17 protein-coding genes are annotated in these 22,177 nt (G+C 71.9%); 12 read left to right on the top strand and 5 right to left on the bottom strand.

Annotated elements, in window-relative coordinates:
• The first annotated feature begins 74 nt into the window (after positions 1 to 74).
• The 5 genes from K415_RS0116280 (at position 75) to K415_RS0116260 (ending at position 6,163) form a co-directional block, all read left to right on the top strand.
• Positions 75 to 656 carry a DUF3000 family protein gene (locus K415_RS0116280; RefSeq protein ID WP_024288106.1) on the top strand — a complete coding sequence of 194 codons (582 nt, stop codon included), beginning with the start codon at positions 75 to 77 and terminating at the stop codon, positions 654 to 656.
• 162 nt (positions 657 to 818) lie between these two features.
• Positions 819 to 1,370: a LuxR C-terminal-related transcriptional regulator gene (locus K415_RS25190; RefSeq protein ID WP_255347151.1), complete on the top strand. Its 552-nt coding sequence runs from the start codon at positions 819 to 821 to the stop codon at positions 1,368 to 1,370.
• 60 nt (positions 1,371 to 1,430) lie between these two features.
• Positions 1,431 to 2,735 (top strand): HRDC domain-containing protein, encoded by a 1,305-nt coding sequence (locus K415_RS0116270; RefSeq protein WP_024288104.1) that lies wholly within the window; start codon positions 1,431 to 1,433, stop codon positions 2,733 to 2,735.
• Positions 2,736 to 2,783: 48 nt separating this feature from the next.
• Positions 2,784 to 4,031, top strand: a complete 1,248-nt coding sequence (locus K415_RS0116265; protein ID WP_024288103.1) for a thiolase family protein — start codon at positions 2,784 to 2,786, stop codon at positions 4,029 to 4,031.
• Positions 4,028 to 6,163, top strand: a complete 2,136-nt coding sequence (locus K415_RS0116260) for a 3-hydroxyacyl-CoA dehydrogenase NAD-binding domain-containing protein (RefSeq protein WP_024288102.1) — start codon at positions 4,028 to 4,030, stop codon at positions 6,161 to 6,163. Before K415_RS0116265 ends, K415_RS0116260 begins: the two co-directional genes overlap by 4 nt.
• Before the next feature lie 19 nt (positions 6,164 to 6,182).
• On the opposite strand, the gene pflA is transcribed toward K415_RS0116260, so the two are convergent.
• The 4 genes from pflA to K415_RS0116240 form a co-directional block, all read right to left on the bottom strand.
• The gene (gene pflA, locus K415_RS0116255) at positions 6,183 to 7,082 is read right to left on the bottom strand and encodes a pyruvate formate-lyase-activating protein (protein ID WP_024288101.1); all 900 of its coding nucleotides are present in this window, start codon (positions 7,080 to 7,082) and stop codon (positions 6,183 to 6,185) included.
• Between the two features lie 198 nt (positions 7,083 to 7,280).
• A complete protein-coding gene (gene pflB / locus K415_RS0116250; RefSeq protein ID WP_024288100.1) occupies positions 7,281 to 9,560 on the bottom strand; it encodes a formate C-acetyltransferase in 2,280 nt (759 codons plus the stop codon).
• A 179-nt stretch (positions 9,561 to 9,739) separates the two neighbouring features.
• On the bottom strand, positions 9,740 to 11,641 hold the full coding sequence (gene dxs / locus K415_RS0116245; RefSeq protein WP_024288099.1) for a 1-deoxy-D-xylulose-5-phosphate synthase: 1,902 nt from the start codon (positions 11,639 to 11,641) through the stop codon (positions 9,740 to 9,742).
• 41 nt (positions 11,642 to 11,682) lie between these two features.
• Positions 11,683 to 13,758, bottom strand: a complete 2,076-nt coding sequence (locus K415_RS0116240) for a glycogen debranching N-terminal domain-containing protein (protein ID WP_024288098.1) — start codon at positions 13,756 to 13,758, stop codon at positions 11,683 to 11,685.
• A gap of 183 nt (positions 13,759 to 13,941) precedes the next feature.
• Between K415_RS0116240 and K415_RS0116235 the strand changes: the two genes are divergently transcribed.
• The 7 genes from K415_RS0116235 to K415_RS0116205 all read left to right on the top strand — a co-directional run bounded on the left by K415_RS0116235 (position 13,942) and on the right by K415_RS0116205 (position 21,486).
• Positions 13,942 to 15,021 carry a LacI family DNA-binding transcriptional regulator gene (locus K415_RS0116235; RefSeq protein WP_024288097.1) on the top strand — a complete coding sequence of 360 codons (1,080 nt, stop codon included), beginning with the start codon at positions 13,942 to 13,944 and terminating at the stop codon, positions 15,019 to 15,021.
• Positions 15,022 to 15,118: 97 nt separating this feature from the next.
• A complete protein-coding gene (locus tag K415_RS0116230) occupies positions 15,119 to 16,396 on the top strand; it encodes an extracellular solute-binding protein (protein ID WP_024288096.1) in 1,278 nt (425 codons plus the stop codon).
• Positions 16,396 to 17,571 carry a carbohydrate ABC transporter permease gene (locus K415_RS0116225; protein ID WP_051480614.1) on the top strand — a complete coding sequence of 392 codons (1,176 nt, stop codon included), beginning with the start codon at positions 16,396 to 16,398 and terminating at the stop codon, positions 17,569 to 17,571. Before K415_RS0116230 ends, K415_RS0116225 begins: the two co-directional genes overlap by 1 nt.
• Positions 17,568 to 18,482, top strand: coding sequence for a carbohydrate ABC transporter permease (locus K415_RS0116220; protein WP_024288094.1), 915 nt, complete (start codon positions 17,568 to 17,570; stop codon positions 18,480 to 18,482). The genes K415_RS0116225 and K415_RS0116220 overlap by 4 nt, the downstream gene beginning before the upstream one ends.
• Positions 18,483 to 18,518: 36 nt before the next feature.
• Entirely contained in the window at positions 18,519 to 19,967 is a 1,449-nt protein-coding gene (locus K415_RS0116215) for a GuaB1 family IMP dehydrogenase-related protein (protein ID WP_029663956.1), read from the top strand.
• Between the two features lie 3 nt (positions 19,968 to 19,970).
• Positions 19,971 to 20,708 (top strand): CoA pyrophosphatase, encoded by a 738-nt coding sequence (locus K415_RS0116210; RefSeq protein WP_024288093.1) that lies wholly within the window; start codon positions 19,971 to 19,973, stop codon positions 20,706 to 20,708.
• Between the two features lie 58 nt (positions 20,709 to 20,766).
• Entirely contained in the window at positions 20,767 to 21,486 is a 720-nt protein-coding gene (locus K415_RS0116205) for a type 1 glutamine amidotransferase (protein ID WP_231494920.1), read from the top strand.
• 55 nt (positions 21,487 to 21,541) lie between these two features.
• Here the strand turns inward: K415_RS0116205 and K415_RS0116200 are convergent, their stop codons facing one another.
• The gene (locus K415_RS0116200; RefSeq protein ID WP_024288091.1) at positions 21,542 to 21,979 is read right to left on the bottom strand and encodes a DUF1801 domain-containing protein; all 438 of its coding nucleotides are present in this window, start codon (positions 21,977 to 21,979) and stop codon (positions 21,542 to 21,544) included.
• Positions 21,980 to 22,177: the final 198 nt, after the last annotated feature.

Below are 22,177 nucleotides of genomic sequence, written 5' to 3'. Positions count from 1 at the left end.
GGCCCGACGCGCGCGAAGGACCTGTCCGCGCGCCGCTCCACCACCACGTCGGACCACGGCCGTACGCTGCCTGCGTGATCACTGCCGATGCCGATGTGCCTGCGGAGTTCGTGCAGGCCCTGCGCGAGCTGCGCGCTCGACGGCTGCGCCCCGAGGTGCGCCTGGCCGAGGTCCCGGCACCCGCGCGGATCGCGCCGTACTCGGTCGCCGTGACCGGCGAGATCCTGGCGCCCGCGACGGACCTGCCGACCGACGAGGACCCGGCGACCGGGCGCTTCGTCCTCCTGCACGACCCTGCCGGTCAGGAGGCCTGGGACGGCACCTTCCGCGCGGTGACCCTCGTGCGCGCCTGCCTCGACCCGGAGGCGAGCTCCGACCCGATGCTGTGCGAGGCCGCCTGGACGTGGGTGCAGGACGCGCTCGCCGAGAGCGACGCGCCGCACCGCGCCCTCGGCGGGACCGTGACGCGCGTCGTGTCGCAGTCGTTCGGTGCCCTTGCCGAGCGCCCCGGCGAGGTCGAGGTCGAGATCCGCGCCTCGTGGACGCCCCTCGGCGAGGTGGGCGCCCACCTGGCGGCATGGTCGACGATCCTGTGCACGGCCGCCGGGCTGCCGCCGCTGCCGATGGGCGTGACCGCCCTCGGCCGTCGTCGCTGACCGCACCTGCCCCACGAAGGTCTCTGACCGCACCTGCCCTACGAAAGTTGTCACCTGGGTACTCAAGGGTTGCCTCGATCCTGCCGATATGACCGTCAGAACGTCACGACGCACGGCATCGATGACCGACCGGCACCACCTGCGCCTCTCTCGGGAGCACCCTTGACCGTCGAGCACGTCCGGATCCCCCCGGTACGCCGCACGTCGGTGGCGCACGCCCCGGGGCTCCCGGAGCTGGCCTCGACCGAGCGCGCACCGTCCCCGTCCCTCCGGCAGGCAGCGGTCGAGCGTCCACCGCTGTGCCTCGTCGTCCCGGAGATCGGCGACGGCGACGGCACCGTCCTGGTCCGCACCCTGCGCCGCCGTGAGTCGACCCGTGCCGTGCTCCTCACCCGCAGGTCCGGCCGGCGCGAGCTCGTCGTCCTGCTCGGCGGCGGTGTCCGCGGCGCCGTCACAGCCGAGGCTCCCGGCGCCGTCCGGATCGTCGGTCGCCCGGTCGGTCAGATCGTGCGGCCCGGGCCCGAGCTCACCGCTCGCGAGCTCGGGGTCCTGCGGCTCGTCGCGGACGGTCGCTCCAACCGCCAGATCGGCGAGCACCTCGACCTGTCGGCCCTGACGGTCAAGAGCCACCTCGCGCGGATCTCCCGCAAGGTGGGGACCGGCGACCGGGCCGAGATGGTCGCCTATGCGATCCGGCACGAGCTGCTGGCTTGATCGACCGGCCACGGCCCTGTCAACGGCCCGCTGTGGGCACGACGCCGTAGCGTGGGGCCCATGCCGCGCGTGAACACCCCTGACCACTCCGTGCCGTCAGACCTCCAGGACCCGGCGGCGCAGGACCAGGGCACGCCCGAGCCGGACGGCGAGGTGGTTGTCGCCGGTGTGACACCGCTGCACGAGCCCGCCGACGGCGTCCCGCCCGTCGTCGAGACCCCGGAGGCCCTCGCGCGCACCATCGCGGCGTTCGCCGCCGGGACGGGTCCGGTGGCTGTCGATGCCGAGCGCGCGTCCGGCTACCGGTACGGCCAGCACACCTACCTCGTCCAGCTGCGTCGCGAGGGCTCCGGCACCGCCCTGGTCGACCCGATCGCCCTGCCCGACCTGTCCGGGCTGTCGGACACCCTGCGCGGTGTCGAGTGGGTGCTGCACGCGGCATCCCAGGACCTGCCAGGCCTGTCCGAGCAGAAGCTCCTGCCGGACGCCGTCTTCGACACCGAGCTCGCGGCCCGTCTCCTGGGGATGGAGCGCGTCGGGCTGGCCGCGGTCGTCGCGGAGATCCTCGGCCTCGGGCTCGCCAAGGAGCACTCCGCCGTCGACTGGTCGATCCGACCCCTGCCGCGCGAGTGGCTGCGGTATGCCGCACTCGACGTCGAGGTCCTCGTCGACCTGCGGATCGAGCTCGGCGCACGCCTGGTGGCCACCGGCAAGGCCGAGTGGGCGCGTCAGGAGTTCGAGGCGGTCCGTCTCGCGCCGCCGTCGACGCCGCGGGTCGAGCCGTGGCGCCGGACCTCCGGCCTGCACGCGATCCGGGAGCCGCGGCGGCTCGCGGTCGTCCGCGCGCTCTGGGAGGCGCGTGAGGCGGACGCCGCGCAGCGCGACATCTCACCGGGCAGGGTCCTGCCGGACTCCGCCATCGTCGCCGCCGCGACCGCGCTGCCCACGAGCGTCGAGGCTCTCGCCGCGCTCAAGTCGTTCTCCGGCAAGGGCACCCGCCGCCGCGTCGACCAGTGGTTCCGGGCGGTCCAGGCCGGCCTCGACGTACCTGAGTCCGCGCTGCCGTCCAGCCGCGGCCCGCGCTCGGACGCGCCACCACCGCCGCGCGCCTGGCCGGACCGCGACCCGGCTGCCGCCGCCCGGCTGGCCGCCGCGCGTGCGATCGTCGTCGACCTGGCTGCGGCCCACCACCTCCCGGTGGAGAACCTGCTCCAGCCGGACCTGCTCCGTCGGCTGTGCTGGACGCCGCCGGCAGACATCGAGCCGGCGGCGATCGCGGAGCTGCTGGTCGCCGGAGGCGCCCGGCCGTGGCAGGTCGAGCTCGTGGCCGCGCCGGTCTCGGCGGCCTTTGTTACCCTCCGGTAGCCAGCCTGCACGCCACCCCTGGACACCGTCGTCCACCAAGGAGAGCCGATGCCCGCTCGAGCCGCGTCCCCGACCCTGCACCAGGTCGTCTTCGTCGACGGCGTGCGCACGCCGTTCGGCCGCGCGCGCGACGACGGCTTGTACGCGGGCACCCGCGGCGACGACCTCGCGGTCAAGGCGGTGCGCGAGCTGCTCCGTCGCAACCCGTCGCTCCCAGCGGACCAGATCGACGACGTCGCCCTGGCCGCCACCAGCCAGAACGGCGACCAGGGCCTGACCCTCGGCCGATCGGTCGCGGTGCTGGCCGGACTTCCCCGCAGCGTGCCCGGCTTCGCGATCGACCGGATGTGCGCGGGCGCCATGACCGCCGTCACGGCGACCGCCGGAGCCATCGCCATGGGTGCCCAACGGGTCACCGTCGCAGGCGGCGTCGAGCACATGGGTCACCACCCGATGGGTGCCGACACGGACCCGAACCCGCGGTTCGTCGCCGAACGGCTCGTCGACCCGTCCGCCCTGGTGATGGGTGCGACGGCGGAGAACCTGCACGACCGCTACCCCGAGCTGACCAGGGGCCGCGCCGACGCGTACGCCGTGGCGAGCCAGGCCCGCTACGCGGCGGCGCTCGCCGCCGGCCACATCACACCGGACCTCGTGCCGATCGCCGTCCGTGACCCGCTCCGCGGCTGGGGCCTGGCCACGGCCGACGAGCCACCCCGACCCGGGACGACCCTCGAGCAGGTCGCCGACCTCCCCACACCGTTCCGGGCCGGCGGCCGGGTCACCGCGGCGACGTCGGCCCCGTTGACCGACGGTGCTGCGGTCGCGCTGCTCGCCTCGGAGCAGGCTGCCGCAGAGCTCGGGCTCACGGTGGGCATGCGCCTGGTCACCTTCGCCTACGCCGGGGTCGAGCCGGAGGTGATGGGGATCGGCCCCGTCCCGGCGACCCACAAGGCGCTCGCTCTGGCCGGACTGGAGATCGGGGACATCGGCCTGATCGAGATCAACGAGGCGTTCGCCGTGCAGGTCCTCGCCTTCCTCGACGCCTTCGGCATCGCCGACGGCGACGCCCGGGTCAACCCCTTCGGTGGGGCGATCGCCGTCGGGCACCCGCTCGCGTGCTCCGGCGTGCGGCTGATGACGCAGCTCGCGCGGTCGTTCCGGCTGCACCCGGAGGTGCGCTACGGCCTGACCACGATGTGCGTCGGCCTGGGCATGGGCGGCACCGTGATCTGGGAGAACCCGCACCACTCCGACCCGGTCACCCAGGACCCGACCACCCAGGAGCAGGCATGAGCGCGACAGCACCGCAGCCGGCGGCCCCGTCCACCGGTGCTGAACGGGTCACGCACGCCTTGGTGCGCGACGTCGTCCTGCCCGACGCCGCGGGTGTGCTCGCACTGGTCACGCTGGACAACGGCCTGGACCACACCAGGCCGACCACCCTCGGACCAGCCGGCCTCGCCGAGCTCCGAGCCGTCCTGACCGCCCAGCAGGCCAGGGCCGCGGCAGGCGAGATCGTCGCCGTCGCGGTCACGGGCAAACCCTGGTTCCTCGCCGCCGGTGCCGATCTGCGCGGCGTCGGCCGCATCGCGACCCACGAGGCCGCCCGCGGTATCGCCGAGCTGGGCCATGCCACCTTCCGACTGCTCGGGGAGATGGGCGTCCCGACCTTCGCCTACATCAACGGCGTGGCCCTCGGCGGCGGCCTCGAGCTCGCGCTGAGCTGTGACCACCGGACAGTCTCGGCCGACGTCACGGCCATGGCCCTGCCGGAGGCCCACCTCGGCCTGGTCCCCGGCTGGGGCGGCTGCTACCTGCTCCCCAGGATCGTCGGTCTGCCCGGAGCCCTCGAGCTCATCCTGACCAGGCCGCTGGCCAACAACCGGATGACCGACGCGAGCGGAGCGCTCGAGCTCGGGCTGGTCGACGTCGTCCTCGACACCGCGGACTTCCTCGAACGATCCGTCGCCTGGACGGCCGAGGTGCTCGCCGGCCGCGTCACCGTCACCCGACCGGGGCTCGCTGCACCGGACGAGTGGGACGACGAGATCGCAGCGGCACGCGACCGGCTCGACCGCAGGCTGCACGGCGCCAAGCGCGCGCCGTACCGTGCCCTCGACCTCCTGGCAGCGGCCCGCGGAGCCGACCGCGACACCGCCTACGCGGCCGAGGACGAGGCCCTGACCGACCTGATCCTCTCCGACGAGCTGCGTGCCGGGCTGTACGCGTTCGACCTGGTCACCCGCAAGGCACGCAACCCGGTCGGCGCGCCGGCGCAGGAGCTCGCCCGGCCGGTGCGCTCGGTGGGCATCGTCGGGGCCGGGCTGATGGCCGGGCAGCTCGCCGTGCTCGTCGCGCGCCGCCTACGCGTCCCGGTCATGATGCGGGAGATCGACGACGACCGGGCCGCGGCCGGGCGGACCGGGATCCGCACCCAGGTCGAGAGCCTGGCGCGCAAGGGCCGGATCTCCGCGGCCGAGGCGAACCGGATCCTCGGGTCGGTCACCGTGAGCACCGACCTGGCGACGCTCGCGGGCGCCGATCTCGTGATCGAGGCCGTGACCGAGGTCCTCGCCCTCAAGCAGCGGGTGTTCGCCGAGCTCGAGGACGTCATCGCGCCGGACGCGGTGCTCGCCACGAACACCTCCGCGCTGTCGGTCACGACGATGTCAGCGCACCTGCGGCATCCCGGGCGGGTCGTCGGGCTGCACTTCTTCAACCCGGTCGCGCAGATGCCGCTGATCGAGGTCGTCCGGACCCAGCTGTCGGACGACGCCTCGGTCGCGACGGCGTTCGCAACCGCCACGGCGCTGGGCAAGACAGCCGTCGGGGTCGCCGACCGGCCAGGCTTCGTGGTCAACCGGATGCTCCTGCGGATGCTCGCGGAGGTCGCCCGGGCCGTCGAGAACGGCACCCCGGTGCAGGTCGCCGACGTCGCGCTCCGGCCGCTCGGCCTCCCGATGGGCCCGTTCGCCCTGATCCAGCTGGTCGGGCTGCCGGTCGCGCTGCACGTCCTGCGCTCGCTGCACGAGGACCTGGGTGAGCGCTACCCGCTGTCCCCCGGGCTCGAACGGCTCGCCGCGCAGGGGCGGCGCGTGGTCCCCGAGCCCGACGGGCACGGTGCAGAGCTCGACGTCGACCCCGCGATCCAGTCGGTCTTCGGCGAACCGGGCGGCGCCGACGCGCTCGACGAGGCCGGGCTGCTCGACGCGGTCGTCGCCGGCCTGTGCGAGGAGGTCGGCCTCATGCTGGCCGAGGGCGTCGTCGCAGAGCCCGAGCAGATCGACGTGTGCATGGTGCTGGGGGCCGGCTGGCCGATCCACCTGGGAGGCATCACGCCGTACCTGGACCGCGCGGGCTACTCGCAGCGGCTGCTCGGTCGTCGTCTCCAGCCGCCCGGTGTCGCCGACGTGCCACGGACCTGAGCGGCGGCAGGACCGTCGGTCAGAAGACCAGCAGGCCGCGGGCGCGGAACTGGTCGCGCACCCGCGCCACCAGCTCGGGGTCCGGCGCGGGAGTGTCCTCGAGCTCGTAGCGCATGCCGAGCGACTCCCACTTGTCCCGGCCCATCTGGTGGAACGGGAGGACCTCGACCCGGGTCACTGTCGAGAGGGTCGCCACGTAGTCCGCGACGGCGTCGACGTTCTCCGGGGCGTCGGTCAGACCAGGGACCAGGACGAACCTGATCCAGATCTCGGTGCCGCGGGCGGCCAGCCGCCGGCCGAACTCCAGGGTGGGCTCGAGCTCGCGGCCGGTGACGCGCTTGTACGTCTCCGGGATGCCGGACTTGACGTCCAGCAGCACGAGGTCGAGGTCGTCGAGCATCGCGTCGGAGCAGTGGGCTCCGAGGTAGCCCGACGTGTCGAGCGCCGTGTTGATGCCCAGCCCCTTGGCGCCCCGCAGCAGGCGGGCGACGAAGGCGGGCTGCATGAGGGGCTCGCCACCCGAGACGGTCAGGCCGCCACCGGTGACCGCGAAGATGCCGCGGTACCGCGCGAGGCGGCTGAGCAGCTCGTCGGCCGCGACCGGCTCGCCGCGCCGCATCTCCATGGTGTCGGGGTTGTGGCAGTAGAGGCACCGAAGCGGGCACCCGGAGAGGAAGGCGGTCAGCCGTGTCCCGGGTCCGTCGACGGCGGTGACGAGCTCCCAGGAGTGCAGCGAGCCGAGCTCGCCGGCACGCATCTGCGAGAACTTCTCCGCACGGTCGGGTGAGCTGACCTCGAGCCCGGCGGTGCCGGTCGAGGAACGCCCGTGCGCACCGCCGACCAGCGGGACACCGAGGTCGACGATGGGCGCGCCGTCGGGCGTCGGCTGGTTGCCCGCCGGTGCTGTCAGGGTGCTCATGTCATCCAGTGTGCCTGATCGGGGGGACAAGTCATGGGACGAATGTCCTCGAGCCCATCGCGACCCGTGTGACGACGGTCACTGTGCTGACGACAGGCGATGCTGACGACAGGCGATGCCGACGACACACGGTGCCGACGACAGCAGGGCGCGGCACCTCATGGCGCCGCGCCCTGCTGGTCAACGCTGGTCGAGATGTCACATACCGGCGTGGAACGTCCGCGAGAGGACGTCGAGCTGCTGCTCGCGCGTGAGCCGGACGAAGTTGACCGCGTAGCCGGAGACCCGGATGGTCAGCTGCGGGTAGTTCTCGGGGTGCGCCATGGCGTCCTCGAGCGTCTCGCGGTTCAGCACGTTGACGTTGAGGTGGAAGCCGTGCGAGACGTCGTACCCGTCGAGCAGGCCCACCAGGTTGGTGACCTGCTCGGTGCGGTCCCGGCCGAGGCCCGAGGGCACGACCGTCGAGGTCAGCGAGATCCCGTCGAGCGAGTCCTCGTAGGGCAGCTTGGCCACCGACAGCGCGCTGGCCAGCATGCCGTGCGTGTCCCGGCCGTTCATCGGGTTCGCGCCCGGCGCGAACGGCTCACCCGTACGACGCCCGTCGGGCGTGTTCCCGGTGTGCTTGCCGTAGACGACGTTCGACGTGATCGTCAGCACCGACTGCGTGTGCAGGGCGTCGCGGTAGGTCGGCTGGCGGCGGATCTTCTCCATGAAGCTCCGCACCAGGGCGACGGCGATGTCATCGGCACGGTCGTCGTCGTTGCCGTAGGTCGGGAACTCGCCCTCGACGGTGTAGTCGACGACCAGGCCCGACTCGTCGCGCACCGTGCGCACCGTGGCGTACTTGATCGCGGACAGCGAGTCGGTGGCCACGGACAGGCCGGCGATCCCGCAGGCGAGGGTCCGCAGGATGGCCCGGTCGTGCAGGGCCATCTCGAGACGCTCGTAGGCGTACTTGTCGTGCGACCAGTGGATGCAGTTCAGGGCGTCGACGTAGGTCTGCGCGAGCCAGTCGAGCAGCGTGTCGAACGCGCCGTAGACCTCGTCGTACTTCAGGACGTCGGCGGTGATCGGCATCGAGACCGGCGCGACCTGCTTGCCGCTGATCTCGTCACGGCCCCCGTTGATCGCGTAGAGCATGGCCTTGGCCAGGTTCACGCGAGCACCGAAGAACTGCATCTGCTTGCCGACGCGCATCGCCGAGACGCAGCAGGCGATCGCCGCGTCGTCGCCGCAGGACGGCCGGATCAGGTCGTCGGACTCGTACTGGATGGCCGACGTGTCGATCGAGACCTGCGCGCAGAACCGCTTGAAGCCCTCGGGGAGCTTGTGGCTCCACAGGATCGTCAGGTTCGGCTCCGGGGCCGGGCCCAGGTTGTACAGGGTCTGCAGGTACCGGAAGGACGTCTTGGTGACCAACGAGCGACCGTCGTCGCCGAGCCCGCCGATCGACTCGGTGACCCAGGTCGGGTCGCCGGAGAAGAGCGCGTCGTACTCCGGGGTACGCAGGAACCGCACGATGCGCAGCTTGATGACCAGGTCGTCGATCAGCTCCTGGGCACCGACCTCGGTGATCACGCCGTCGACGAGATCACGCTGCAGGTACACGTCGAGGAAGGTCGAGGTGCGACCGAGCGACATCGCCGCACCGTTCTGCTCCTTGACCGCGCCGAGGTAGGCGAAGTAGAGCCACTGCACCGCTTCGCGGGCGTTGCCTGCGGGGCGCGAGATGTCGAAGCCGTACGCGGCGGCCATCGTCTTGAGCTCACCGAGCGCACGGACCTGCTCCGCGTTCTCCTCGCGCTCACGGATGACGTCCTCGGTCGAACGCTCCATGTCGAGCTCTGCGCGCTCGAGGTGCTTGGCCTCGATCAGCGCGTCGACGCCGTACAGGGCCACCCGGCGGTAGTCGCCGATGATGCGGCCGCGGCCGTAGGCGTCCGGCAGGCCGGTGATCAGGTGGGAGCTCCGCGCCGCCTTGACGTCGGGCGGGTAGACGTCGAAGACGCCTGCGTTGTGGGTCTTGCGGTACTCGGTGAAGATCCGCTTGACGTCCTGGTCCGGCTCGTAGCCGTAGGTCTTCAGGGCGCCCTCGACCATGCGCCAGCCGCCGTACGGCATGATCGCGCGCTTGAGAGGGGCATCGGTCTGCAGGCCGACGATCAGCTCGTTGTCCTTGTCGATGTACCCCGGCGCGTGGGCCGTGATCGACGAGGGGGTCTTCGCGTCCACGTCGTAGACGCCCTTGGCGCGCTCCTCGGGGAACATGGCCAGGAGCCGGTCCCAGATCCCCGTGGTCCGCGCGGTCGCGCCGACCAGGAAGCTCGCGTCGCCCGGGTACGGCGTGTAGTTCCGCTGGATGAAGTCGCGCACGTCGACGCCGTCCTGCCAAGGACCTGCGACGAACCCACGCCAGGCGTGGGGCTGCTCGCTCGGCAGCGGGGTGACCGCCGTGCCGTGCTCTGCGGTGATGGCCATGTACTCGCACTCCCTTGTGGTTGAGGGCTCCGGTGCTCACGACGCTACGTGGCAACTCATGGGATGACCTGGGACTTTCGGGCCCGGCAGCAGCTGCCGGACGTGAGGTGTGTCACGTCCGCGCTCTTGCGATGCATCCAAGTGTGCAACACCCGCGCGGGGCCGGCCCGCCGTACCCGTCAGACCGGTCTGACCTGGGCGAGGACGTCCTGGGCGATGTCGGCCGCACGCAACCTGAGCTGCTCGACGAGCTGGCTCCGGGTCGCATGGCCGAGGAAGCCGAGCGGGATGCCGAACGGCTGCACCGGAACGCCGAGGCCGGCCTCGGCGCACCGCTGGGCCAGCATCGCGCCGACGCCGCCCTCGACCAGTCCGTCCTCCAGGACGACGACCCGGCCGTGCTCCCCCGCGAGCTTGACCAGCGCGGGCTGCACCGGGAGCACCCAGCGCGGGTCGACGACAGTGACGGGCACGCCGGCCGCGCTGATCAGCGCGCCGACCTCGACGGCGGTGTGCGCCATCGGCCCGACACCGACCAGGAGGACCGGGGACGTCCGACCGGCCGTCCCCGTACCCTGTGTCGCGCCGTCGAACCGCGCGAGCACATCGACACCCTCGACGGTGTCGATGGCCGGCAGGTCGTCCGGCAGCGGCCCCTTCGGGTACCGCACGACGCTCGGCGCGTCGTCGATGTCGACGGCGACGCGCAACGCGGCACGCAGGGTCGACTCGTCCCGGGGCGCGGCGAGGTGCAGGCCCGGCACCACCCGCAGCATGGCCATGTCCCACATGCCGTTGTGGCTGGCACCGTCGTCACCGGTGAGCCCGGCGCGGTCCAGGACGAACGTCACCCCGGCGCGGTGCAGCGCGACATCCATCAGGACCTGGTCGAAGGCCCGGTTGAGGAACGTCGCGTAGACCGCGACGACGGGGTGCAGGCCGGCGAAGGCCATCCCGGCGGCCGAGGTGACCGCGTGCTGCTCGGCGATCCCGACGTCGAAGGCTCGCGAGGGGAACTCCGCGGCGAACGGTGCGAGGCCGACCGGCTGGAGCATGGCCGCCGTGATCGCCACCACGTCCGGGCGGCGGTGGCCGATCCGCACCATCTCGTCGGCGAAGACCGAGGTCCACCCGAAGCGCGACGGCGCGACCGGCAGACCCGTCTCCGGGTGGATCTGCCCCACGGCGTGGAACCGGTCCGCCACGTCCTGCTCGGCCGGGACGTAGCCCCGACCCTTCTCGGTGATCACGTGCACGATCACCGGTCCGCCGAAGGCCCTGGCGAGCCGCAACGAGTGCTCGACGGCCGCGACGTCGTGCCCGTCGACCGGCCCGATGTACTTCAGGCCGAGGTCCTCGAACATGCCCTGCGGCGCGACGACGTCCTTGATCCCCTTCTTCAGACCGTGCAGCGCGTCGTAGGCGAGGCGTCCGGGCGGACCGGACCGTCGCAACGTCCGCTTGCCCCAGGCGAGCACGTTCTCGTACGTCCGGGCGGTGCGCAGCGAGTCGAGGTGGTGCGCGAGCCCACCGATGGTCGGGTCGTAGGACCGTCCGTTGTCGTTGACGACGATCACGAGCCGACGGTCGTACCCTGCCGCGATGTTGTTCAGGGCCTCCCAGGCCATCCCGCCGGTCAGCGCACCGTCGCCGATGACGGCGACGACGTGCCGGTCGGTGCTGCCGCGCAGCGCGTAGGCCTTGGCGATGCCGTCCGCCCAGGACAGCGCGGTCGACGCGTGCGAGTTCTCCACGACGTCGTGCTCGGACTCGGTCCGGCTCGGGTAGCCCGACAGCCCCCCGCGCCTGCGCAGCTCGGAGAAGTCCGAGCGTCCGGTGAGCAGCTTGTGCACGTAGGCCTGGTGGCCGGTGTCGAAGACCATCGTGTCGCGTGGCGAGACGAAGACCCGGTGCATCGCGATGGTGAGCTCGACGACACCGAGGTTGGGGCCGAGGTGTCCCCCGGTCCGCGAGACGGCCTGCACGAGGAACTGCCGGATCTCCGCCGCGAGGTCGTCCAGCTCAGCCGGTCGCAGGGCTCGCACGTCAGCGGGAGAGCTGATCCGGGGCAGGATGGCCATCCGGTCATCGTACGGTGTGCCACTTCCCCGCGCCTCGCTGGTCAGACCGGACGCAACCGCGCGTCGGTCTGCACGGACCGCACGGCACCGGTCCGGTCGATCTCGACATCGAGCCGTCGACCGGCAACCTGCAGACCCGTGACCCGCAGCGCCCCCACCGGTGACGGCGTCATCGGGACGAGGCTGATGGTGCCGCCGGGGACGTCGGGCCGGATCCCGAGCACTGCGGACAGCAGCACGACCGCCGAGGCCGCAGACCACGCCTGCGGGCGGCAGGCGGCAGGATAGGGAACGACCGTGGGAACCGACCCCTTGGCATCACCCGAGTGCAGCTCGGGAACCCGGTAGTCGAAGTCGGCCGCCGCCGCGAGCAGGCCCTCCAGGAGGCCCGTCGCCACAGCGAAGCTGCCACCACGGACGAGGCCGGCGACAGCGATCGCAGTGTCGTGCGTCCAGACGGCACCGCCGTGATAGCTCATCGGCCAGTACCCGGCAGACCCGGACGCCATGGTGCGCAGACCGTAGCCGGAGTCGAGGGCCGCCGAGCCGAGCCGGCGGGCGACCAATGACTCCTCGTCGGCGTTGAGCAGACCGGTGCCGAGGAGGTGGCCGATGTTGCTGGTCAACGTGTCGACGGCGCGCTTCTCGGCGTCGAGGGCGATCGCCGGGTAGCGGCCCTCGTCGTCGCTCACCCAGAACGACTGCCGGAAGTGGGCGGCGAGATCCGCGGCCCACTGACGCCAGCGCGCGGCTCCTGGCCGGCCGAAGGCGTCGAGCATCTCCGCCGCGGCCAGCGCGGCCTCGTGGGCGTACCCCTGGACCTCGCACAACGCGATCGGACCGGTGGCGAGGCTGCCGTCCCGCCACTGGACCGAGTCGCCGGAGTCCTTCCACCCCTGGTTCGCCAACCCGTGGCCGGTGGTGTCGAGGTACTCGAGGAAGCCGTCTCCGTCGGCGTCCCCGTAGTCGGCCATCCACCGCAGGGCGGCCTCCATCGCCGGCAGCAGCTCCTCGACCTCGGCCGTCGGCATGCCCCACCGCCAGGCGTCGTGCAGCAGGCAGATCCACAGCGGGGTCGCGTCCACAGTCCCGTAGTAGAGCGGCGGGAGCTCGCCGTGCTCGCCGAGCGAGAGCGCCTTGCTGCGCACCTCGTGCAGGATCTTCCCCGGCTGCTCGGCCGTCTCGGCGTCCTCCGACGTCCCCTGGCGCAGGGCCAGCGTGCGCAGCGTGCCTGCCGCCAGGTCGGTGCCGAGCGGCAGCATCATCCGGGCGGCCCAGATCGAGTCGCGTCCGAAGAGCGTGAAGAACCACGGGGCGCCGGCGGCGAGGAACACGTCGTTCGGCGCGAAGGTCGCACTCATCCGTAGCGTGCCGAGATCGTCCAGCGCCTGGTCCACCAGGGCTCGCACCCGGTTGTCGTCACAGTCGATCTCCGGTGTCGACCAGGTCGGCCCGGCCGGTGGCGCCTGGACGACCGGCGCGGCCGAGGGCGTCGCCCGAAGCTCCCACCAGACCGTCACAGGCGCACCGGGCCGCACGGTGACGAGCCAGGCGAGCACCGGGGCAGCCGGGTCCGTGAGGTCGACGACCGGTCGGGCTGAGGCATCCCCCGGTGCGGGGCCGCCACCCGTGACCGTCACCCGGTCACCGCGTGCCGTCCACTCGAGGACGCCGTCGACCCAGGTGGCTGCCAGGGCGTCCGCAGCGCCACCGGCCTTGACGTGGCCCATCTCGGCCAGGTCGCAGGCCAGGCGGAGGGCGAGCGGAACGGTCACCGGGACGGGTGCCGCGGTGGTGATCTCGAGGGTCTCCCGGACCGTGCCCGGCATGACGAGGCGGGTTCGCCGGAGCCTGACTGTCGGGTCCGCGCCGCCGCCCACGTCGACGCCGCGCAGCACCGAGACGACCTGGACCGCGCCCGGGCCGGCCGGGCCTGCGGCCACGGTCTCCGGCTCGTCGTCGGCCACCGTCAGGACCGCAGAGCTGAGCACCCTGGTGTCGGCGTGAAAGACGCCCTGGGCGCCGAGCGACCGGATCTGCCCGTCCTGTCCGGACCATGCCTGGGTCGGGGCCATGGCAGCGACCAGGAGGTCGTGCAGAAGTGGTTGGAGCGTCATCGCGATCCCCTTGATCCCGGTCCGTGACCGATCTGTGACATCCGATCGCCGTGCTGGTCTTGACATCAGCGGACCGGACATCCACGCTGAGGTCATCCATTTGAGCGATCCAATTGGCTCACAGTACAAGGTTTGATCGCTCCAATACAGCCCGGCTCGCGGGCACCACGCAAGGAGGCGTCGGTGGACGCTCGTCCCACCCTGCAGACCGTCGCGGAGCGCGCTTCCGTCTCCCGGCAGACGGTGTCCAACGTCCTGAACTCGCCCCACCTCGTGCGACCCGAGACCATCGAACGCGTCCAGAGCGTGATCGACGAGCTCGGCTACCGGCCGCTCGGTGCGGCGAGGCAGCTGCGCACCCGCCGGTCCCAGGTCATCGGACTGCGTCTGCAGCCGTCCGCCGACGGCATCAACGGCGCCGTCCTCGACCGGTTCCTGCACGCGTTCACCGAGCAGGCCCAGCTGCGGGGCTACCACGTGATGCTCTTCACGGCGGCGGACGACCACGGCGAGATCGCCCAGTACGCCGAGCTCCTCGACACGCTCGAGCTCGACGCCTTCGTGCTCACGTCGACCCACCACGGCGACCCACGGACCCGTTGGCTCACTGAGCGCGACGTGCCCTTCGTGACCTTCGGCCGCCCGTGGGACCAGCACGGTGCCGACGTGGCCGTCCGTGACCACGCGTGGGTCGACGTCAACGGCTCCGCGGGCACCCGGGCCGCCGTCGAGCACCTGCAGTCGCTCGGCCACGAGCGCATCGCCTTCCTCGGCTGGCCGACCGGCTCCGACACCGGCGACGACCGTCGCCTCGGCTGGCGTCGCGCGATGCGGTCCGCCGGTGTGCCGGAGCACGAGCTGGATGCCCTCGATGTCGGCGTGCAGGACGCCGTCGCGAACGGCGCGGAGGCCGCCCGGCGGCTGGTCGAGCTGATCTCGCCGACGGCATTCGTGTGTGCGAGCGACTCCCTCGCACTCGGTGCGCTCGTCGCGACCCGCCAGGTCCCCGGTGCGGAGCCGCCGCCGGGCGATGTCCCGGTCCCGGCTGTCATCGGCTTCGACGACACACCCGTGGCGCGGGCGGTGGGGATGTCCAGCGTCGCCCAGCCGTTGACCGAGGCCGCCGGCCAGGCGCTGGCCCTCCTGCTCGCCCAGTTCTCGGCAAACCGGAGCAGCTCAGGGGTGTCGGCCGTCGCGTCCGACCACCACGTCCTGCTCAACCCGAGTCTCGTCGTGCGTGCCTCCAGCGAGCCCGGCACCTGACCCGCCGAGCCTGGCGGGTCGCCGTAGCCACGCCCGTCCGGCCGTCCCCACGACATGCCTTCCTCCGCCCACTACCCCACCGATCAAGGAGAACACGATGCACCGCCCAGCCCGTAGCACCTTGCTCACAGCACTACTCGCCACGAGCGCCCTCACGCTCACTGCCTGCGGCGGTGGCGGGTTCGACGACGACGAGCCGGCGACGACCGACGACAGCACCAGTGACGGGGCATCGGCCGGGGACGGCGCCTCGCTCACCCTCCTGATCGGCTCGAGCGGCGACGCCGAGACCGACGCGGTCAACGCCGCCGTGGCCGCCTGGTCGGCGGAGTCCGGTGTCGAGGCCACCGTGAACGTCGCCTCCGACCTCAACCAGGAGCTCAGCCAGGGCTTCGCGGCAGGCAGCCCGCCGGACGTCTTCTACCAGAGCACCGACCAGCTGGCCGGGTACGCGTCGAACGGCTCACTGCTGCCGTATGCGGACGAGCTCGGCACCGCGGACGACTTCTACCCGTCGCTGGTGGAGAACTTCACCTACGACGGCGAGTTCTACTGCGCTCCGAAGGACTTCTCCACGCTCGCCCTGATCATCAACGAGGACGCCTGGGCCGCGGCCGGCCTGACCGATGCCGACATCCCGGCCGACTGGGAGGGCCTCGCTGCTGCCGCCCAGGCACTGACCACCGACGGGCAGGTCGGCCTGAGCTTCGGACCGGAGTACCAGCGGCTTGGCGTCTTCATGGCGCAGGCCGGTGGTGGCCTGGTCTCCGAGGACGGGACCGAGGCGATCGCCGACAGCCCGGAGAACCTCGAAGCGTTGACCTTCGTGCAGCAGATGCTCACCGACGGCGTGCTCGCCTACCCGTCGGCGATCGACTCCGGCTGGGGCGGCGAGGCGTTCGGCAGCGGGCGGGCCGCCATGACGATCGAGGGCAACTGGATCGTCGGTGCGATGAAGAACGACTTCCCCGACATCAACTACCTCGTCACCGAGCTGCCGGCCGGCCCCGCAGGCAAGGGCACCCTGCAGTTCACCAACTGCTGGGGAATCGCGTCCGACAGCCCCGACCAGGACGCTGCACTGAAGCTCGTCGAGTACCTGACGGCGACCGAGCAGCAGGCGGCCTTCGCCGAGGCGTTCGGCGTCATGCCGTCGGTCGAGTCCGCGGGTGCGGACTTCCGCACCGCGTACCCGGACCAGGTCGCCTTCCTCGACAGCGCCGAGTTCGCCGTCGGCATGCCGAACGCCCAGGGTGCCTCGGACGTGATCGGTGACTTCAACGGTCAGATCGAAGGGCTGGCGACAGCAGACCTGCAGGCGATGCTCGGCTCGGTGCAGACGAACATGCAGGCTGTGCTCGACTCTGCCGGCTGATGACGACCGCTGGAGGTGCAGCGGCCGGCTCAGCTACTGCGCACACCCTGCGCCCACGGCGCAACCCGTCTCGCGGCTCCGGCATCCGGGGCCGCGAGGCGGCGGCCGGGTGGTTGTTCATCTCGCCGATGCTGGTCATCCTGGGGCTCTTCCTCGTCATCCCCGTCCTGATGGCGGCCTGGGTCAGCGTCTCGGACTGGTCCGGACGAGGCAGTCCGCTCTCCTCCTCGGTGGGCTTCGTCGGCGGGGACAACTACCGCGCGCTGGTCAGCGGCGGCGGCCTCGCAACACAGGACTTCGGCACGGCGCTGCGTAACAACGCCTGGTACGTCATCCTCGTGGTGCCGCTGCAGACGGCCCTGTCCCTCTTCCTCGCCGTCATGGTCAACCGCAAGGTGCTGCGCGGGCGCGGCGGGTTCCGGACCGCGTTCTACTTCCCGTCGGTCACCAGCTCGGTCGCGATCACGGTGCTCTTCCTCTTCCTGTTCTCGGCGTCCGGTGCCGTCAACAAGACGCTGAGCGCGCTGAGCATCAACGGCCCCAACTGGTTTGCCGATGCGCGGGGCATCGTGCACGTCCTGCTCGCCGGCCTCGGCGTCGACCAGGGGCCTGCCGCGCTGACCGGCAACGGGTTCCTCGGGATCACCTGGTGGTCCTGGCTCGCCGGACCCAGCGTCGCGATGTCGGTGTTCATCGTGATGGCGGTGTTCACCACCTCCGGGACCTTCATGCTGCTGTTCATCGCCGCCCTCCAGTCCATCGCCGGTGAGGTCGACGAGGCAGCAGTCATGGACGGTGCGTCCGGGTGGCAACGGTTCCGGTACGTCACCGTGCCGATGCTGCGTCCGACGCTCTTCACCGTGATCACCCTCGGTCTCATCGGGTGCTGGCAGGTCTTCGACCAGATCTACACCGGGACCCAGGGCGGGCCGGCCAAGACGACCCTCACGCCGGCGTACCTGTCCTACGTCTCCTCCTTCGAGCAGCAGCAGTGGGGCAGAGGCTCGGCGATCGCCTTCGTCCTGTTCGGGATCATCGTGGTCATGACGATCCTGCAGCGGATCGTCCTGCGCGAGCGCACCACGGTGCCCAGGCGCAAGCGGCTCGTGCCCACCGGCGCTGGTGTCGCGGGTGCCTCGGACAGATCGACCGGCCGACCAGGAGGCCCGCGATGAGCACCATCAGTGCCGGTGCCGGGACGGAGCGGACCATCAGCGTCGGGTCCGGACGGGGAGCCCGTCGGCAGGACCGGTCGGCCCGCCGTGCGCGGATCGGGACGATCGCCGTCTACGCGATCCTTCTCGCGTTCGTCGTCATCTACATCTACCCGTTCCTGGTGCAGGTGGCGACGTCCTTCACGTCGGACACCGAAGCCGTCGCCGCACCGCTGAACCTCGTACCGCACACCTGGTCGACGGCCGCGTACGAGCGGCTGCTGCTGCGGTCCGACTTCCCGCTGTGGTTCCGCAACTCCGCGATCGTCACCATCTGCGTGACCCTCGGCCGGGTGTTCATCAACTCCCTCGCCGGCTACGCACTCGCCCGGCTGCAGTTCCGAGGACGCGGCGTGGTGTACGCCGGCCTGGTCGCCGTCATGGCCGTGCCAGGTGTCGTGCTGCTGATCCCGAAGTTCCTCGTGATCAAGCAGGTCGGCATGTACGACACGTTCGCCGGCATGATCATCCCGCTCCTGGCCGACGCCGCCGGGATCTTCATCATGAAGAACTTCTTCGAGTCGATCCCGCGGAGCGTCGAAGAGGCGGCCCGGATCGACGGGGCCGGCCCCTTCCGGACCTACTGGTCGGTGGTGCTCCCGATGGCACGGCCTGCGCTCGTGACGCTGGTCATCCTGTCCTTCCAGGGCTCGTGGAACGAGCTGTCCCACTTCATCGTCGCCTCGCAGGACCCGGATCTGCGGACGCTGACCAAGGGCGTGGCCCAGCTCGCCTCCGGTGCGCTGAGCCAGGGCAGCCAGTTCCCGTTGAAGCTCGGCGCCGCCGCGATCATGACGATTCCGGTCGCGGTCCTCTTCTTCGTGTTCCAGCGGCGGATCATGAACGTCACGACCGGGGCGGTCAAGGAGTAGCCCGGCCGATCGTGCGGCCGACCGTAGGCTGGGAGCATGCGCTTCCTGCCCGGCCACCAGCCGACCACCGATCTGACCTACGGGGACGTCTTCCTCGTGCCGTCCCGTTCGGAGGTGAGCTCGCGGTTCGACGTCGACCTGGCCACCGTCGACGGCAGCGGCACGACGATCCCGGTCGTCGTCGCCAACATGACAGCCGTCTCCGGACGCCGGATGGCCGAGACGGTGGCCCGTCGGGGCGGGCTCGCCGTCATCCCGCAGGACATCCCGACCGGTGTCGTCGCTGATGTGGTCTCCTCGGTCAAGGCGCGGCACACAGTGGTCGAGAGCGCTGTCGTCGTGGCACCGACCGACACCGTGCACACCGCCCTGACACTGATCGGCAAGCGCTCGCACGGTGCCGCCGTCGTGGTCAGCGCCGGACGACCGGTCGGTGTCGTGGCCGAGGCGGACTGCCACGGTGTCGACCGCTTCACCCAGGTCTCGGAGGTCATGACCCCCGACCCGACAGTCGTCGAGGCCGAGGTCATCGCCGGACCGGACGGGCTGCAGGCGGCGTTCGAGCAGCTGCACCACTCGCGCCGTCGGTTCGTGCCGGTGGTGGCCGACGGTGCACTCGTGGGCGTCCTGACCCGTACCGGCGCGCTGCGCAGCTCCATCTACAGCCCCGCGCTCGACGCAGGGGACCGCCTGCGGATCGGGGCCGCTGTCGGCATCAACGGCGACGTCCGGGCCCGGGCCGCCGAGCTGCTCGACGCAGGGGTCGACGTGCTCGTCGTCGACACCGCCCACGGCCACCAGCGCAAGATGCTCGAGGTCCTGGCGGCCGTGCGGGGTCTGAAGCCGGACGTCCCGGTCGTCGCCGGGAACGTCGTCACGGCCGCGGGCACCCGCGACCTGATCGAGGCGGGCGCGGACATCGTCAAGGTCGGTGTCGGCCCCGGTGCGATGTGCACCACCCGGATGATGACCGCCGTGGGCCGGCCGCAGTTCTCCGCGGTCCTGGACTGCGCCGCGGAGGCCCGTCGCCTGGGTGCCCACGTCTGGGCCGACGGCGGTGTCCGCTACCCCCGGGACGTCGCGCTCGCCCTGTCGGCCGGCGCGTCCCAGGTGATGATCGGCTCCTGGTTCGCCGGTACGCACGAGAGCCCCGGTGACCTGCACACCGATGGCGAGGGGCGGCTCTACAAGGAGAGCTTCGGCATGGCCTCGGCCCGTGCCGTCGCTGCCCGGACAGTGGGCGGGTCGGCCTTCGACCGGGCCCGCAAGGGTCTGTACGAGGAGGGCATCTCGTCGTCACGGATGTACCTGGACCCGACACGCCCCGGCGTCGAGGACCTGCTCGACCAGATCACGTCAGGTCTGCGGAGCGCCTGCACCTACGCCGGTGCGACGACCCTCACCGAGCTCGCCGAGCGCGCCGTCGTCGGGATCCAGTCCGCCGCCGGCTACGACGAGGGCCGTCCGCTGCCCGACGGCTGGTGAGCCGTGAGCGGCCCGACCGAGCCGCCCACGGGGCACCGCGCATCGCACCGGCATCCCCGTGACCAGCTGGTCGACCTCGTCCGGCGGCAGCCGGCCTGGCAGGTCCGCACCGGGCGCGGCGCAGTGGACGGCGCCCGGCCCGCGGCGGTCCTGATCCTGTTCGGCGTCCTGGACGACCGTCCCGCGCACCGCCATGCGCAGGCCGTCCCGAGCGACCTGGACGTGCTGCTCGTCGGCCGGGCGACGTCGCTGACCCACCATCCGGGGCAGGTGTCCTTCCCCGGCGGCCGCGTCGACCCGGGCGACACCGGTCCGGTGTCCGCCGCCGTGCGCGAGGCCGTCGAGGAGACGGGTCTCGACCCCACCGGCGTCGAGGTGCTCGGCACCCTCGGCGAGCTGCCGTTGACGGTCAGCAACCACCTCGTCACCCCGGTGCTCGCCTGGTGGGCACGCCCGTCGCCGGTCGAGGTCGTCGACCTCGGTGAGTCGGCCGCCGTCTTCCGCGCCCCCGTCGCCGATCTGCTCGACCCGGCCAACCGGCGCACCTGTGTCCTGCGGCGTGGCCGGACGGTCCACCGGACTCCCGCGTTCCTCGTCGGCCGGGAGCCCACCGGCGTGCCGGACGACGCCCGCACGGAGCTGGTCTGGGGCTTCACCGCGCTGGTGCTCGACAACCTCTTCGAGGAGCTCGGCTGGACGGAGGCGTGGGACCGGTCGCAGACCATCCCCGCGCCGTTGTGAGCACACCTGGCCCGCCATCCGCCGGATCTGGGACCGCTCCAGCACCTACGCTCGAAGGATGATGTCGCCGCCGTCGGGGGGACCACGGCCCGTCCTGGTCCTGCAGCACGTGCCGAGCGAGGGCCCCGGCCTGATCGCACGCGCGATCGACGGCGTGCCGCGGATCACCCGCATCGTCCTCGACGAGCCGGACCCGGCTCTGCCGGCCGTGACGGAGCTGGCCGGGCTGGTCGTCCTGGGTGGCCCGATGGATGCCGACGACGACATCCGTTTCCCCGGCCTCCCGACCGAGCGTCGACTCGTGGCCGATGCTGTCGCCGCCGAGGTGCCGGTGCTCGCCGTGTGCCTCGGCATGCAGCTGCTTGCCGTCGCGCTCGGCGCCCGGCTCACGAAGGACCACGGCACCGAGATCGGGTTCGCCCCGGTCGACGTCGTCGCGCACGATCCGGTGCTCGCACCTCTGGGCGATCGGCCGACGGTGCTGCACTGGCACCGCGACGCCGTCGACCTGCCCCCGGGTGCGACCCTTCTCGCCTCGTCGCCCCGCACGCCGGTGCAGGCGTTCCGGGCCGGCAGCGCCCTCGGCCTCCAGTTCCACCTCGAGGTCGAACCAGGGCTGCTCGACGAGTGGCTGCGCTCAGGTCCGATGGCCACCGACCTCGCGCTGCACCATGTGACCGACCTGCCCGCGCAGGCGGCCGCCGCCCTGCCCGTCCTGGTCCCCCGGGCCGTGGCCGGGCTGACCGCGTTCGCGTCCGCGGTGCGCGAACGCGCCTGACCGACGAGCGGACGGTCAGGTCGTTCGCGGACGCGCCTGACGAACGAGCGGACAGTCAGGCCGTCGGCGGCCAGGTGCGCGTCGTCGTCCCGCGGTAGGAGCGTGTGACCATCTCCGCGAGCACGCCGAGATCCACCCCGTCGAGGCGCTTGAGGTACAGGCACGACCTACCGGTGGAGTGCGGACCGAGGCGCGCCAGGGACTCCCGGTAGCCGTCGAACCCGTCCGCGAGGTACACGGTCGTCGCGGCCTTGCGGGGTGAGAAACCCACGCCGGGTGCGTCACCCTCGCGACCGGTCGCGTAGACGTAGTGGTACCGGCCGAAGCCGACGATCGCCGTGCCCCACATCCGGGCCGGCTGCCCGGTGGCACGCGTCATGAGGTCGAGCAGCGTGCGGGCGTCGGCCCGGCGCACGTCATCGGCGATCGACGCGATGAACCGCTCGACGTCGCCGTCGTTCTCCTGCGTGACCGCCGGTCTCTGCGCACCCATCGGCCCAGTATCGCCCGCCGCCGGGCACGGAGCCATCGCCCCGGCCCCCGAGTGGAGCGTTCCCGTACCGAGTGGAGCAGTCCCGCACCGAGTGGAGCGTTCCCGCCTCGAGTGGAGCGTTCGGCTTGGGACACGCCGGGCGCATCAGTGTCGAACACTCCACTCGAGCACCGAACACTCCACTCAAGTACCGAACGC

This window comes from Cellulomonas sp. KRMCY2 (assembly GCF_000526515.1).
GTDB lineage: Bacteria > Actinomycetota > Actinomycetes > Actinomycetales > Cellulomonadaceae > Actinotalea.
The sequence above is the reverse complement of the archived record's forward strand: the minus strand, read 5'-3'. Positions and strand labels throughout refer to the sequence as shown.